At 71.3% G+C, this 16,036-nt stretch carries 4 protein-coding genes and 1 pseudogene; 3 read left to right on the plus strand and 2 right to left on the minus strand.

Going from position 1 to position 16,036, the window contains the following annotated elements; genetic code table 11:
* Positions 1 to 220: 220 nt before the first annotated feature.
* From GTO19_RS04540 to GTO19_RS04550, 3 genes are all read left to right on the plus strand, one after another.
* On the plus strand, positions 221 to 12,844 hold the full coding sequence (locus GTO19_RS04540) for a non-ribosomal peptide synthetase/type I polyketide synthase (RefSeq protein ID WP_291017615.1): 12,624 nt from the start codon (positions 221 to 223) through the stop codon (positions 12,842 to 12,844).
* Positions 12,845 to 12,880: 36 nt separating this feature from the next.
* Entirely contained in the window at positions 12,881 to 13,687 is an 807-nt protein-coding gene (locus tag GTO19_RS04545; protein WP_291017617.1) for an alpha/beta fold hydrolase, read from the plus strand.
* 269 nt (positions 13,688 to 13,956) lie between these two features.
* Positions 13,957 to 14,838 carry an alpha/beta hydrolase gene (locus tag GTO19_RS04550; protein WP_291017619.1) on the plus strand — a complete coding sequence of 294 codons (882 nt, stop codon included), beginning with the start codon at positions 13,957 to 13,959 and terminating at the stop codon, positions 14,836 to 14,838.
* On the opposite strand, the gene GTO19_RS04555 is transcribed toward GTO19_RS04550, so the two are convergent.
* Entirely contained in the window at positions 14,813 to 15,265 is a 453-nt protein-coding gene (locus GTO19_RS04555; RefSeq protein WP_291017621.1) for a DUF305 domain-containing protein, read from the minus strand. The two genes, GTO19_RS04550 and GTO19_RS04555, sit on opposite strands and share 26 nt — an antisense overlap.
* A gap of 130 nt (positions 15,266 to 15,395) precedes the next feature.
* Positions 15,396 to 16,036, minus strand: a pseudogene (locus GTO19_RS04560) (hypothetical protein); the annotation flags it as partial.

Below are 16,036 nucleotides of genomic sequence, written 5' to 3' on the forward strand. Positions count from 1 at the left end.
GCCGCCAAAAGGGGTTCACGCACCGCTTGGCGACTGATACCCCATACCGCCACCGGTACCGTCAAAAAGTTCACAACCGCGGAGCCACGGGAATTGGCTGGCGGGAACGCCGTGGTTACAGTCGGTTTCGACTGGCGTCATTTTGTATTAGATTCTCCGGCTCTGGTTCTACGAGGTGAGGATGGACACGAAAGCTCGAACGGAACCATCGGCGCGGCGCGTGTCCCGTTTGGGTGATTGGCTCGTCCTTGCGGCGCAGGCCTGGCCCGGGCGGCCCGCCCTGGAAACCGCCGACGGTCAGACGCTGACGTACCGCGAGTTGCTCGCGCGCGTCGAAGACGGCGCGCGCCGCTGGCGCGGCGCGGGCGTGCGCCGTGGCGAGCGCATCGCCATCGCCGCCACGCGCTCGGCCGACTCCATCGTTCACATCCTCACCGCCGCCCACCTGGACGTGGCCTACGTGCCATTGGACCTGGCCTACCCCGCCGAACGCCTGGCGGCCATGCTGGAAGATGCGAAGCCGCGCGCCGTGGTGGGTGAAGAACAGGCCCTGGCCCAACTGGGCGAGCGCGTGGGCGCGCTGCCCACGCTGGAACGCCCCGCCCCAGCCACCACGGGCCTGCACGCGGCCGAGCCCGACCTGGCCTACGTCCTCTTCACCTCCGGCTCCACCGGCCGCCCCAAGGGCGTGGCCATGGGCGAGCGCCCCCTGCGCCACCTGATCGACTGGCACGTGGCGCACGCGCGCCTGGGCCAGGCCGCGCGCACCCTGCAGTTCGCGCCGCTGTCCTTCGACGTGCACTTCCAGGAGATTTTCTCCACCATGGCCACCGGCGGCACGCTGGTGCTGGTGCCCGACATCCAGCGACGCGACCCCGGCCTGCTGCACCGCGCGCTGATCGAGCGCCGCATCGAGCGCATCTTCGTGCCCTACGTGGCGCTGCAGATGATCGCCGACGCCTCGCGCGACGAGGCCCCGCTCCACCTGCGCGAGGTGGTGAGCGCCGGCGAGCAGTTGCAGGTGAGCCCCGCCATCCGTTCCCTGTTCCTGCGCCTGCCCGGCGCCGAACTGCACAACCACTACGGCCCCACCGAAAGCCACGTCGTCACCGCGCACGACCTCACGGGCGACCCCGCCCAATGGCCCGAGATCCCCCCCATCGGCAAGGCCCTGCCCCACGTGCAGGTGATGCTGCGCGAGGCGCACGACGACGGCGAAGGCTTCACCGTGGGCGAGCTCCTGCTGGGCGGCGACACCCTGGCCAACGGCTACCTGGGCCGCGCCGACCTGAGCGCCGAGCGCTTCCGCACCGACATCGCGCCTGGCCAGACCTGGTACGTCACGGGTGACCTGGTGCGCCGCGACGAACACGGCGCGCTCACCTACCTCGGCCGCGCCGACCAGCAGGTCAAGGTCGATGGCTTCCGCATCGAACCCGGCGAGATCGAACTCGCGCTGATGGCGCACGAGACAGTGAAGGAAGCCGTGGTGACCGCGCCCGACGTGCCCGGCGCGGGCCGCCAGCTCGTGGCCCACGTGGTGCTGAACCCCGGCGCGGCCGGCGACGCGGCCAGCCTCCCGCCCCAGTGGCGCCAGCACCTGCGCGCGCGCATGCCCGAGTACATGGTGCCGGTGCGCTACGTGGTGCTCGACCGCCTGCCCGTCACGCCCAGCGGCAAGATCGACCGGCGCAACCTGCCGCTGCCCGTGCTGGATGCGAGCCCGCTGGACACCGGCAACCCGCTCGAACTCGCGCGCCGCCTGTGGTGTGAGCTGCTGGGCGTCGAGCGCATCGCCGACGGCCAGAACCTCTTCGACCTGGGCGCCAAATCGCTGCTGGTGATGCGCTTCGTGGCCCGCGTGCGCGAGGCCGGCGTGCACACCCTGGGCGTGGCCGACGTGTACGACCGCCCCACCCTGGCCGGCATCGCGCAGGCCATGGCCGGCGCGGCCAGCGCGCCGCGCCGCCAGCGCCGTGCGGCGCCCGCCAACGCCGGTGGCGGCATCGCCATCGTGGGCATGGCCGTGCGCGTGCCGGGCTCGCCCGACCTCGAGTCCTTCTGGCAGAACCTGCTCGATGGCCGCGAGGGCATCCGTCACTTCCGCCCCGAGGAGCTCGACCCCTCGCTGCCTGAAGAGCTGCGCGCGCGCCCCAACTTCGTGGCCGCGCACGGCGCGCTCGAAGACGTCGAGCGCTTCGACGCCGCGCACTTCGGCGTCTCCGCACGTGAAGCCGTGATGCTCGACCCGCAGCAGCGCCTGATGCTGGAGTTGAGCATCACCGCGCTGGAGCACGCGGGCATCGACCACACGCGCCTCCATGAACGCGTGGGGGTGTACGCGGGCACCGGCAACAACGCCTACGCCCTCGCGCTGCGCCAGGAGAACCCCGAACTCATCCGCCAGGTGGGCGAATTCGCCACCATGCTCGCGAGCGAGAAGGACTACGTCGCCACGCGCATCGCCAACCGCCTCAACCTCAAGGGCCCGGCGATCAGCATCCACACCGCCTGCTCCACCAGCCTGGTGGCCGTGGCGCAGGCCTGGCATGCGCTGGCCAGCGGCCAGTGCGACATCGCGCTGGCGGGCGGCGCCAACGTGCACGCGCCGCAGGCCACGGGCTACCTGCACGTGGAAGGCGGCATGGAATCGGCCGACGGCCACTGCCGCCCCTTCGACGCGCAGGCCAGCGGCACCGTGTTCGCCAGCGGCGGCGGCATGGTGGTGCTCAAGCGGCTGGACGATGCCATCGCCAACGGTGACACCATCTACGCCGTGGTGCGCGGCGTGGGTATCAACAACGACGGCGGCGACAAAGCCAGCTTCACCGCGCCCAGCGTCGCGGGCCAGCTCGAGGCCATCCGCATGGCGCTGGAGCATGCCGACATCGACCCGCGCAGCATCGGCTACGTCGAGGCGCATGGCACCGCCACCGCGTTGGGCGACCCGATCGAGATCAGCGCGCTCAGCAAGGCCTGGGCCGAGGACACGGCCGACACGCAGTTCTGCGGCATCGGCTCCGTGAAAAGCAACATCGGCCACCTGGCCGCGGGCGCCGGCGTGGTGGGCCTGGCCAAGGCCGCGCTCGCCTTGCAGCGCGGCGTGATCCCGGCCACGCTGCACTACACGCAGCCCAACCCGCAGATCGATTTCGCGCGCACGCCCTTCCAGGTGGTGGCGCGCAACACGCCCTGGACCGATGGCCACGGCGAGGCGCCGCGCCGCGCGGCCATCAGCTCCTTCGGCGTCGGCGGCACCAACGCGCACGTGGTCATCGAGGCCGCGCCCACCACCGCCGCCGCATCGGACGACGCAAGCGAGGGCCAGCGCTGGGTGCTGCCGCTGTCCGCCCGCACCGCCGACGAGGCCCTGGCCCGCGCCCGCGCGCTGGCCGATCACCTGCAGGCCCACCCCGAACTGCCCCTGCCCGCCGTGGCCGCCACGCTGATGCGCGGCCGCCGGGCGATGGCGCATCGCCTGAGCGTGGTCGCCACTTCCACCGCCCAGGCCATCGAGGCGCTGCGCGCGGCGAAGTCGCCCACGGCCGCGCTCGCCTCGCCGCGCCTGGTCTTCCTGTTCCCCGGGCAGGGCTCGCAGCACCCCGGCATGGCGCGCCAGTTGTTCGACGAGGTCCCGGCCTTCGCCGAGGCCCTGCAGCGCTGCACCGAGGCGCTCAAGCCCCTGCTCGGCGGCAACGACCTGCTGCCCTGGCTCGTGCAAGCCGAGCCGGCCGACGAGGCCATCGCGCGCCAGTTGGCCGACACGCGCCACGCGCAGCCCGCGCTGTTCGCCATGTCTTATGCCCTGGCGAGCTGGCTCGACACCCTGGGCGTGAAGCCCGCCGCGCTCATCGGCCACAGCATCGGCGAATACGCCGCCGCCTGCCATGCGGGCGTGCTCTCACTCGATGACGCGCTGGCCGCCGTGGTCGCGCGTGGCCAGGCCATGGCCGATCAGCCGCCCGGCGCCATGCTCGCCGTGCGCCTGGGCGCCGACGAATTGCGCGCCCGCCTGCCGACCAACATCGACATCGCCGGCATCAACGCGCCCACGCTCACCGTGGTCGCCGGCCCCGTCGATGCCGTCGAATCGCTGGCAAGGGATCTCGAAGCGAGCGAGGTTCACTGCACGCGCCTGCGCGTTTCGCACGCCTTCCACAGCGCCAGCATGGACGGCGCGCTGCCGCGCGTGCAGGCCGCACTCGCCAAGGCCCGCCTGAGCGCGCCGCGCCTGCCCGTCTACTCCTGCGTGAGCGGCGCGCCGCTCAGCGCCGCCGAGGCCACCGACCCCGCCTACTGGGCGCGCCAGGTGCGCGCGCCGGTGCGCTTCAGCCAGGCCGTGAACGCCGAACTCGCACAGGGCGACTGCGTGTTCCTCGAGGTCGGTCCCGGCCAGGCCTTGTCGGCCCTGGTGCGCCAGCACCGTGGCGCGCAGAACGCGGCGCCACGCAACCTGGCCCTGCTGGGCCCCGCCAACCAGCCCGGCGAGCCCGCCGCGCACGCGCTCGCCGCCATCGGCGTGCTGTGGAGCGCGGGCGTGGACATCGCCTGGCCCGTGGCCGCCAGCGCCCCGCGCGCGGCCCTGCCCACCTACCCCTTCGGCGGCGAGCGCCACTGGTTCACGCGCCGCGCCCCCGCCACACCCCTTTCATCGACCGGTGCTTCCGCACCCCAGCAGGCCCCCATCGCCATGAGCCGTCTACCCGCCGTCGAAGCCGAACTGCAACGCATCCTCAGCGATGTCTCGGGCATCCCCGCCGACGAGATCACGCCCGAGGCCACCTTCGTGGACCAGGGCCTGGACTCGCTGTCGCTGACCCAGGCCACACTGGAGATCGAGCGCGTGTTCGGCGTCAAGCTGCGCTTTCGCCGCTTGCTGGAAGACCTGGACAACACGCGCAAGCTCGCGGTGCTGCTCGACGCGGAGATGCCGCCCGAGCGCTTCGCGCCGCCGGCCGCTGCGCCGGCACCCGTCCCGCCCGCTGCAGCGCCCGCCGCCATGGCCCAGGCCGCACCGCAGCAGCCGATTGCGCTGCCCGCCTTCAATGCCACACCGCTGGCCACGGGCCAGGGCGATGCGCTGCACACGCTCATCCAGCAGCAGATGCAGCTGATGTCGCAGCAACTCGCGCTGCTGGCGGGCACGCCGGTGGCCCCGGCCGCCGCCGCGCCGCTCCCCGTCGCTGCGCCCGCGACGTCCGCCGCCCACGTGGCCGCCCCCGTGGCCCGCGCCAGCGCCCCCGCGCCCGCCGCCAGCGAGAGCAACGAACAGCCCTCCATCAAGTCCCTGGTGGAAAAGCCCTTTGGCGCTTCGCCGCGCCTCACGCTGCAGGCCGGCCAGGACTTCACGCCCGCCCAGCACCGCTGGATCGACGACTTCATCGCGAAATACAACGCGCGCACCGCCAAGTCCAAATCCTTCAGCCAGGACAACCGCAAGGTGATGGCCGACCCGCGCGTGGTCACCGGCTTCAACCCGATGTGGAAGGACCTCGTCTACCCCATCGTGGTCGACCGCTCCAGGGGCGCGAGCCTGTGGGACCTGGACGGCAACGAGTACATCGACCTGCTCTCCTGCTTCGGTGCCAACATGCTCGGCTACCAGCCGGACTACCTGCTCAAGGCCATGCACGAGCAGCTCGACCGCGGTCTGGAAGTCGGCCCGCAGCACCCGTTGTCGGCCGACGTGGCACACCTCATCTCCAAGTTCACCGGCATGGAGCGCGTGGGCTTTTGCAACACCGGCTCCGAGGCCGTGATGGGCGCCATGCGCATTGCGCGCACCGTCACCGGCCGCAAGAAGATCGCCATCTTCACCAACTCGTACCACGGCATCTTCGACGAGGTGATCGTGCGCGGCACGAAACAGCTGCGCTCGCTGTCCGCCGCGCCGGGCATCCTGGCCAACGCGGTCGAGAACATCCTGGTGCTCGACTGGAACAGCGAGGAATCGCTCAAGGTCCTGCGCGAGCAGGGGCCGCAGCTCGCGGCCATCATGACCGAGCCGATCCAGAACAAGTACCCCAACATCCGCCCGCGCGAGTTCGTGCGCTCCTTGCGCGAGATTGCCGACGCCAGCGGCTGCGCGCTGATCTTCGACGAGGTCGTCACGGGTTTCCGCGTGGCCCGCGGCGGCGCGCAGGAGTTCTACGGCGTGCGCGCCGACATCTCCACCTTCGGCAAGGTCATCGGCGGCGGCCTGCCCTTCGCGGCCATCGCGGGCAATGCCAACTGGCTGGACGCGCTGGACGGCGGCCACTGGCAGTACGGAGACAACTCCTACCCCGAAGCGGGCGTCACCTACTTCGCCGGCACCTTCGTGCGCCACCCGCTGGCCCTGGCCGCGGCCAAGGCCTCGCTGGAGCACATCGACCGCGCGGGCCCTGCGTTCTACAGCGAGATCAACGCCCGCACCCAGCGCATGATCGACCGCCTCAACGCCGGCTTTGCCCAACGCGGCGCGCCCTGCAGCGCGGTGAACTGCGCGTCCATCTGGCGCCTGCACTGGGACGACGGGCAGAAGAACGTCAGCCTCTTCTACTACCTCATCCGCCACCTCGGCCTGCACGTGTACGAGCAGTTCGGCCACTTCGTGACCGAGGCCATGACGGAGGAGATCACGAACCGGATCGCCGACACCATCCTCAAGGCGCTGGACGAGCTGATGGCCCTGGGCTTCATCACGCGCCGCGACGGCGGCTCGCCCGGCGGCGGCCTGCCGCTCGACGCCGCGTCCGGCGAACCGGCCACGCCCGCCCCCACCGAGGCCGCGCTGGCCCCGGGCCAGACCGAGCGCTGGCTGGTCGGCGCCTTCGACGACAACGCGCGCCGCGCGCTCAACGAGTCCTTTTGCGTGAGCCTGCAAGGCGAGGTCGACAAGGCCGCGCTGCGCCAGGCCCTGCAGGACGTGGCCACGCGCCACGCCGCCTTCCACCTGAGCTTCGACACCACCGAGCCGCGCCAGAGCCTGCGCCCCGCACAGCCGGTCGCCATCGCCGAGGTGGACCTGCGCGGCGAGACCGACGCCGATGCCGCGCTCGACGCCTTCTGCACGCAGGCCAGCCGGCGCGACTTTCCCTTCGATCAGGCACCGCTCGCCGCTTTCAGCCTGCTGGATCTGTCCGACGGCCGCGTCGTCGTTCACGTCGTCGCCAGCCACTTGATCTTCGACGGTTGGGCCTCCAGCGTCTTCAACGCCGAACTCGCCGAGGCCTACCAGGCGCGCCGCCAGGGCATGGCACCCGCCTTCGCCAAGCCCGCCGAATCGCCGCTGGCCTTCGCCATCGGCGAGCAGGCCCGTCAGGACGGTCCGCAGGCGAAAGAAGCGCTGGCGTTCTGGACCGAGGTGATGCGCCAGCCGCCGCCGCCCGTGAACCTGGGCGACCGACGTCCCGACGGACGCCGCCAGTTCAGCGCCGACACCGTGCGCGTGCGCATCGACGGCGCGCGGCTCGAGCAACTGCGCGCCCGCGCCAAGGCGCGCGGCGCCACGCTGTTCCAGTGGCTGCTCACCGCCGTCACGCGCCTCATCCACGAACGCAGCGGCCAGGGCGAATTCGTCGTCAGCATCCCCTACGCCAGCCAGTCGCTGCAGCGCCACGGCCCGCTCATGGCCGACGGCGTGCTCGATCTGCCGCTGCGACTGTCGTGCTCACCGCAGGACACCGATGAGGCGCTGCTCACCCGCGTGCGCTCGCACCTCATGGATGCCTTGGAGTACCCGGTCATGACGCAGGGCACCCTGGCCCGCGCCCTGGGCCTGCCCAGCCGCGGCGACCGCCCGCCGCTCACCGGCATCTACTTCAACCTCAACCCCAAGGTCGATCTCTCGGGCTACCTGCCGCTGCGCGCCGCCATGCACGAAGGCCGCAAACAGGGCCTGCTGGCCGAGCTGTTCTTCAACTTCTACGAGCAGGACGCGGCCCTGACGCTGGACCTGCACCACAGCGCCGAGTTCTTCAGCCTCGAGCGTGCGCAGTCGCTGGTCGACGGCCTGCTGGCGCAGATCGACCGGCTCAATGGCGCGCCCGCGCTGAGCAAGCCCGCCGCGAGCGCCGGCACACCGACGACCGCGAGCACGCCGATGAAGGCCGCCACCGCCGCCATCGACCCGCGCATCGCCGCCTGGAATCGCGCCACCGACGTGCCCTTCGACCTCAACACGCGCGTCGAAGCCTCCATCAGCCGACAGGCCCAGGCCACGCCCGACGCCACCGCCGTGATCGCGCGCGGCACCTCGCTCACGTACGCGCAACTCGAACAACGCGCCAACCAGTTCGGCCAGCTGCTCGCCCAGCGCGGCATCGGCCCCGGCGCCCTGGTGGGCGTGTGCCTCTCGCGCGGCCCCGAGCTCGTGCCCGCGCTGCTCGGCATCCTGAAAACCGGCGCCGCCTACGTGCCGCTGGACCCGAACTTCCCCAAGGACCGCCTGAGCTACATGGCCGAGGACGCCGAGCTGCGCCTGGTCGTCACCGAATCGGCGCACGCCGAACTGGCCGGCCTGCCGCGCGAACGGCAGTTGCGTGTCGACGACGACCGCACCCTCATCGATGCCGCGCCCGCCACCGCCCTGCCCGCGCCGCACAACCCCGGCGGCGACGCGCCGGTGTACGTGATCTACACCTCCGGCTCCACCGGCAAGCCCAAGGGCGTGGCCGTGCCGCAGCGCGCGGTGAGCAACTTCCTCATGACCATGCAGCGCGAGCCCGGTCTCACCGCCAGCGACCGCCTGCTCGCCGTGACCACCCTGTCCTTCGACATCGCGGTGCTGGAGCTCTACCTGCCCCTGGTCACCGGCGCCTGCACCGTGCTCGCCCAGCGCGAGGAGATCATGGACGGCGAGGTGCTCGGCCGCCTGATCGCGGATCAGCGCATCAACGTGATGCAGGCCACGCCCACCACCTGGCACATGCTGCTGGACGCCGACTGGCGCGCACCCGCGAACTTCCGCGCCCTGTGCGGCGGCGAGCCGCTGCCGCCCTCGCTGGCCGCCAAACTGCTGGACCAGAAGATCGAGCTGTGGAACATGTACGGGCCGACCGAGACCACGGTCTGGTCCACGCTCAGCCGCATCACCGACGCCGCGCAGAAGATCAGCATCGGCCACCCCATCGCCAACACGCAGGTCTGGGTGCTCGACGAACAGGGCCAGCCCTGCGGCATCGGCCAGGAAGGCGAGCTCTGCATCGGCGGCACCGGCGTGGCCAACGGCTACTTCAAGCGCTCCGAGCTCACCGCCGAGCGCTTCGTGCCCGACCCGTTCAGCAACGTGCCCGGCGCCCGCCTCTACCGCACCGGCGACCTGGCGCGCTGGCTCGACCACGGCGGCCTGGAGCACCTCGGGCGCCTGGACTTCCAGGTCAAGATCCGCGGCTACCGCATCGAGCTCGGCGAGATCGAGGCCCGCCTGGCCGCGCTGCCCGGCATCGCCCGCACCGTCGTCATGGCGCGCGAGGACACGCCCGGCGACGTGCGCCTGATCGCCTACGCCGTGCCCTCGGCCGGCGCCACACCCGAACCCGCCGCCCTGCGCGACGCCCTGCGCGGCGGCCTGCCCGACTACATGCTGCCCCAGCAGGTGGTGCTGCTGGATGCCATGCCGCTGCTGCCCAACGGCAAGATCGACCGCAAGGCCCTGCCCGCGCCCGTGGCCACGGTGCCGGTGTCCAGCGGCCCGCTCACCCCCGCCACCACCGAGACGGAACGCGCGGTGCTGGACGCCATGCAGGCCGTGCTCAAGCTGCCCGCCATCGGTGCCGACGAGGACTTCTTCGCGCTCGGCGGCCACTCGCTGCTGGCGGCCAAGCTCATGGGCCAGCTCAACAAGGGCCTGGGCCTGCAGCTCAACCTGCGCGTGCTGTTCGAGTCGCCCACGGTGCAGAAGCTGGCGCGCGCCATCGACGAGCAGCGCGGCGGCAAGGCCCCGCAGCGCCCGCCGCTGGTGCACCAGCCCGAGCGCCGCCAGGCCCCGCTCACCCTCATGCAGGAGCGCATCCGCTTCATCGAAGAGATGCACCCGGGCCGCGTGGTCTACAACGTGCCCTCGGCCCACCGCCTGCGCGGGCCCATGGACGAGGCCCTTTTCGACCAGGCCTTCCAGGCCATGGTGCGGCGCCAGGCCTCGCTGCGCACGGTCGTCGTGCGCGATGGCGACACCTGGGTGCAGCGCACGCTCGACAGCGTGCCCTGCTCGCTGCTGCCGGTGGAAGACCTCAGCCACGTGCCCGAGGACCGGCGCGAGGAGGCGATGGTCGACCTCGTGGCCACCTGGGTGGCCCAGCCCTTCACGCTGGATCAGGCGCCGCTGTTCCGCGCGCGGCTCATCCGCCTGGACGCGCAGCACCACATCTTCTTCTTCATGACCCACCACGTGGTGTGGGACGGCTGGTCCTTCGACCTGCTGTACGAGAACATGAGCGCCTACTACTCGGCCCTGCTGGAGAAGCGCGAACCCGTGCTGCCCGCCATGCCGCTGCAGTACGTGGACTTCGCCGCCTGGCACAACGAGTGGATGGAAAGCGAGGAGATCGCCGGCCAGCTCGACCACTGGCAGCGCCAGTTCCTCAAGCGCCCCGTGCCGCCTGCGCTGACCGATCTGCCCCGCCTGCCCGGTGCGCAGCGCGTGGGCTCCACCGAGTACATGCGCATCGAATCCGCCGACGCCGAGCGCGTGCGCGAGGTGGCCAAGCAGACCGGCTCCACGCTGAGCATCGTCGCGCTGGCGGTGTACGCGGTGCTGGCCTCGCAACTGCTGCACGATCCCGAGCCCACCATTGGCGTGCCGGTGCGTGGCCGCCCGCACCCGGACCTGGAGCCCATCATGGGCTTCTTCAACAACATGCTGCCGGTGCGCCTGGCCGTGCGGCCCGAGATGACGTGGCTGGAGTGGATCAAGCACGTGCGCGCCACCATGGTGGACGCCTTTGCCAACCAGGACGTGCCCTTCGAACGCCTGTCGGCCGCGCTGGAGACCGCGCAGCCCGGCCTGCACGGACGGCTCTACCAGGCCCTCTTCACCTTCCAGGACGCACGCGCGCGTCCCGGCAACTGGGGCCCGCTCTCGCACGAGCGCACGCGCTTCAAGCACCGCGGTGCCACTGAAGACCTGAACTTCTGGCTGGTGGAAATCCCCAGCGGCATCGAAGGCGGCATCCAGTACGACACGCAGCTCTTCCTGCCCAGCACGGCGCAACTGCTGCGCGAGCGCTTCCTGGCCACCCTGATGGGCCTGGCCGATAACCCGAACCGCCAGGTCGCCGAGGCGCTGACGCCCAGCGCCGCCGAGCTGGAACGCCTGCGCGCGCTCGACGCCGCGCCCGTCAGCGGTCACGACCTGCTCAAGGCCCTGGCCCGCAGCGAAGGCGCGACCCTGCTGCGCGTCGGCACACAGGCACTGGACGGGCCTGCCCTGCAAGCGCGTGCGGCCGCCGCGCGCGACCCATTGGGCCCGGGCAGCGGCCCCGTCGACATCGCCGCTGTCGAGCCCCTCGAGGCCCTGGCCTCGGCACTGGCGGCTTTCGCCGCGAACCGCGCCGTGCGTTGGCCTGGCGCGCCCGCCGGTGCCACACTCGACGCGCGCCGCTGGAGCGACACCGTGGAAGCCCTGGCCGCGCAGGTGCAACTGCTGCCCGGCGACCGCCTCATCGCCCACGGCGGCCTGCCCGGCCTGCGCCTGGCCCTGCTCGGCCTGGCGCTGCGCCATGGCGTGGAGCTGGTGCTGGCCGACGCTGCGAACGCGCCCCAGGCCCTGGAGGCCCTGCACGCCGACAACACCGCCCTCGTCTTTGCCGACGCCAACACCTGGGCCGCGCTGCTGCAGGCCAACGCCGGCCGCGCGCTCTCGCTCATCGCCGCGCTGGACGTGCGCGAGGCCAGCCCCGAAGTGATGCAGGCCCTGGCCGACACCCAGGCCAGCACCCTCAACCTGGCCATCGACGCCGCCACCGGTCAGCCGCTGGCCATGGCCTGGGCACACGGCCCCGCCGACCACGACAACGTCGGCAAGCCCCTGCTGTGCGACACCCTGCGCGTCGGTGAATCCGCCGAGCGCTTCGCCGCCATCGGCGTGAGCGCGCCCCTGTGGACGCGTGGAGCCGATGGCGCCTGGCGCGCCACCGGCATGCTCGCGCGTTGGCGCTCCGACGGCGTGCTGCAGCGCATCGGCGAGGACGGTGCGTACGCCTGCCTGGCGGGCGAACGCCTCGCGCTTGATGCCCTGGAGCAGGACATCGCCCGGCTGCCCCTGGTGGCCCGTGCCGCCACTGCGCTGCAGGTGGATGCCCACGGCGCGCGCCGCCTGCTGCTCGGCCTCGAGCCCGAGGCCAGCCTGCAGGACGCCGGCCTGGACGCCCTGCTGCAGCGCGTGGACCAGCGCCTGGTGCAGCTCGTGCCCGCCGCCGCGCGCGCCCACGTCGAGCTGCGGTGCTGCGAACGCCTGGCCACCACGGCCGACGGCCGCTTCGCGCCCAGTGCCTCGCGCCTGCGCCGCCGCGACAACGCCGCCTCGGCCGCCGACCACTTCCAGGGCACGCCCACCGAGCGCGAGGTCTTCCTCGTGTGGAGCGAGCTGCTGGGCACCACGTCCATCCGCCGCAACGACAACTTCTTCGACCTCGGTGGTACGTCGCTCAGCGCCATGCAGGCCGTGCAGAAGCTGCAGAAGCGCCTGGGCCAGGAAGTGAGCCCGCGCCGCCTGGTATCCGAAACCCTGGCCCAACTGGCCGCCGCCTACGACGGCCAGGCCGGTGCGCCCACCACCGACACCGGTGCCAAGGCCGCCACCAGCGCCCCGAAGAGCGGCGGCGGCCTGATGTCCCGGCTGCGGCGTCTCGTGCAAGGGGCGTGAGGCAATGAACGCGCGGGCCTGTTACCGTCGGCACCCATGACCATCTCTATCAGGCACTTTGGCCGCTGGGATCGGCCGATGGTGGGGGTTCACGTGTCGGCCGAAGGCGCAGCACCGCCGCGCGCGCGCTTCCTGCTCTGCCGCCCGCTGGGCCAGGAGGCCGTGCGCAGCGCAGCCGCCTTCCGCGTGGCCGGCGAGCGGCTCTCGCGCGAGGGCGTCGAATCCCTGCGCTTCGACTACCACGGCACCGGCGACTCACCGGGCGACGAATCCGCCCAGTCGCTGGACGACTGGGTGCAGGACATCCTGACGGCGCACGAACTCATCGCCGCGGACGGCGGACCTCCCGTGCACTGGTTCGGCATGGGCCTGGGCGCGGTGGCCGCCCTGCGCGCGGCGCTGCTGGCCAAACACCCGCCGCGCCACCTCATCCTGTGGGAGCCCGTCTTCAATGGCGCCGACTACCTCGACGCCCTCATCGCCGGCCACAAGGCCGAACTGTCCATGATGTTCGCCCAGCCCTGGGAACAGATCGCCGGCAGTGGCAAGGTGGCCGAGCCCACGCTGCCCGGCGACGTGCTGGGCTTCGAACTCGGCGACCGCCTCGTCGCCGAGCTGCGCGCCCTGCCCGATCTCAACGTGCTGCCCGCACTGCGCCGCGGCCTGCGCATCACCTGCGCCGTGCGCGGCGACCAGCCCCACCCCTTCAACGGCCACGCGGCCCTGCCCACGTTCAAGCTGCACACCGTCGAACACCCCACCGACTGGATGTCCAGCCAGGCCATGGGCACCGCCATCGCGCCGCCCGACATCCCGCGGGTGCTTCTCTCCACGATCGACTAGGGTGTGTTCACACTATTTTTCCAAGATGCGTTGCGATCAGAAAGGCCATGCGCAAGGCGCGAAACACAGGCGGGCCGGTGGCCCGGCGAGGCTTCGCAACGCGGCGCATGGCCTTTCTGATCGCAACCCGAAGGGAATGGGGTGAAAACAGCGCCACTCGTCGTTGCACTCCTAGGCCAGGCGTCCAGCCTGGCCGTCGTCGCGCGCCTAGATTGGCGCTGTTTTCACCCCATTCGCACTTGGAAAAATAGTGTGAACACACCCTAAGCATGCAGGAGCAGACCCGCATCGTTGGCGCCGAAGGCCACCTCGTCGCCACCTTCACCCCGGCCCGGGGCGCCCCCGGTGCGGCGGCGCCCGTCATCGCCGTGCTCAGCAACTCCGGCGTCATTCCGCGCAGCGGACCGCACCGCATCAACGTGCTGCTGGCGCGCGAACTCGCGGCCATGGGCATCCCCTCGGTGCGTTTCGACATGAGCGGCCTGGGCGACAGCCAGCGCAGCGAGAGCACGCGCTCCGTCACCGAACAATGGGTGGCCGACACGCGCGAGGTGATGGACGCCGCGCAGGCGCAGTTCGGCTGCGCGCGCTTCTTCATGGTGGGCCTGTGCTCGGGCGCCATCATCGGCCACCTCGTGGCGCTGGAAGACGAGCGCATGCGCGCCGTGCTGCTGTGGGACATGTTCGCCTACCCCACGCTGCAATCGCGCCTGCGCAAACTCGCCTTCAAGATCGGCCGCGCAGGCCTCGTCGGCTCCGCGCAGAAGGCCGGTGTGATGGCGCTGCGAAAGCTGCGCCTGATGCCGCCCGACGACACCCCGGAAAAACCCAAGGGCGAGATGTCGGTGTCGCCGCCCAAGGCCGAATTCATGGGCCGCGTCGACCGGCTCACCCATCAGGGCGTGGAATTGCTCTTCGCGTACTGCGGCGGGCAACCCGAGTGGTTCAACCACCGCGGTCAGTTCGCGGCCATGTTCGCGGGGCAGCCGTGGTTGCCCAAGGTGGCCTTCGAGCTGCTGGAGACGACGGACCACCTGATCACGAGTGGGCCGGCGAAGCGGGCCTTCATCGACATGACGACGCGGTGGGTGCGAGAGCGGGTGGTGCCAGCCGCCGCTTCCCCGATCACTGCGCAGCCTCCAGCTCGCTGATCAGCGCCTTCATCTCGGCAATCTCGCGCCGCTGGGTTTCGATGATGCCATCGGCCAGACGGCGCACGCGGGGGTCGCTGATGTGCGCCCGCTCACTCGTGAGGATCGCGATCGAGTGGTGCGGAATCATCGCCTTCATGTACGACACCTGGTCCACGCTGGCCTGGCTGCGCACCAGCCACAGCGCGGCGGCAAAGACGGCGATGGCTGCCACCACCACCACCGCGTTGAAGCGCGGGTTGGCCAGCATGCCGTGCATGAACGCCAGCATGATCAGTGCCATGGCCGCCCCCATCACCAGCGCCATGTAGGAGCGTGTTTCGCTGAAGAACACGTGGTCGGCGGCATACGTGTTCAGGTACATCAAGGGCAGCATGACCACCGTGGAGGTGGCGATCATGGCGGTGAATCGGCGGTACATGTGCATGGGGTCGCTCCCGGTGGTGGAGAGACCTGCTGCGGCAATTGCCGTTCCCGAACTGACTCCCCTTCTCATTCAGGGTTTTCGCCGGCGAGCGCACGTCGGTAGCGGCTCAGCCATGCCGTTGCGAATGGACTCACGCATGCCGGGCACGGACAGCCTGGGCTTCAACCGCCTGACGCACCGGCTCGGGCAGGTTCAAGTCCGCGATGACTTCCCCCACCACCGGCACGAGCGCCGCACCAGCGCCAGCCCCCACCGCGCCCTGCACGCCGCCCGTGAGCAGGCCGATCGCCGCGTGCAGCCCAACGCGGTACTCGCCGCCTTCGTCCCACTTGCGGGCTTCTTCCTCCTTGCCTTCGCGGCGCAGCGCCACCGCCTGCTGGTCCGCATAGCTCGCGGCCATCGGCACGGCCTGCTGCCCGAACCCCGTGGTGATGACCACCTGGGCGTTGACCTCGTCCTTGACCTTGTCCTTGTCCTTGTCGAAGATCGGCGCCAACCCCGTCTCGGCGTCTCCCGTTCGGGCTTCCTTGTCACCCGCGATGCCGCTGATGCTGGCCTTGGTGGTGCTGCTGGCCTGACCGTCGTCCGATCCGATGCCCGCGCCGCTGCTGCCGAGCTGGCCGCCCGCGCCCACCGTCGCGCCGCTGGCCTTGGCCTTGTAGCGCGCCTCGTTGTGCACGTCTTCCAGCTCGACGCCACCTTCGTTGTGGAAGTCATTGCGCTGCTCGTCCACGGCCAGCTGCGTGCTGGTGATCGCCCCGCCCTTGAGCA

Source organism: Hydrogenophaga sp. (assembly GCF_011772445.1).
Classification (GTDB): Bacteria; Pseudomonadota; Gammaproteobacteria; order Burkholderiales; family Burkholderiaceae_C; genus Hydrogenophaga.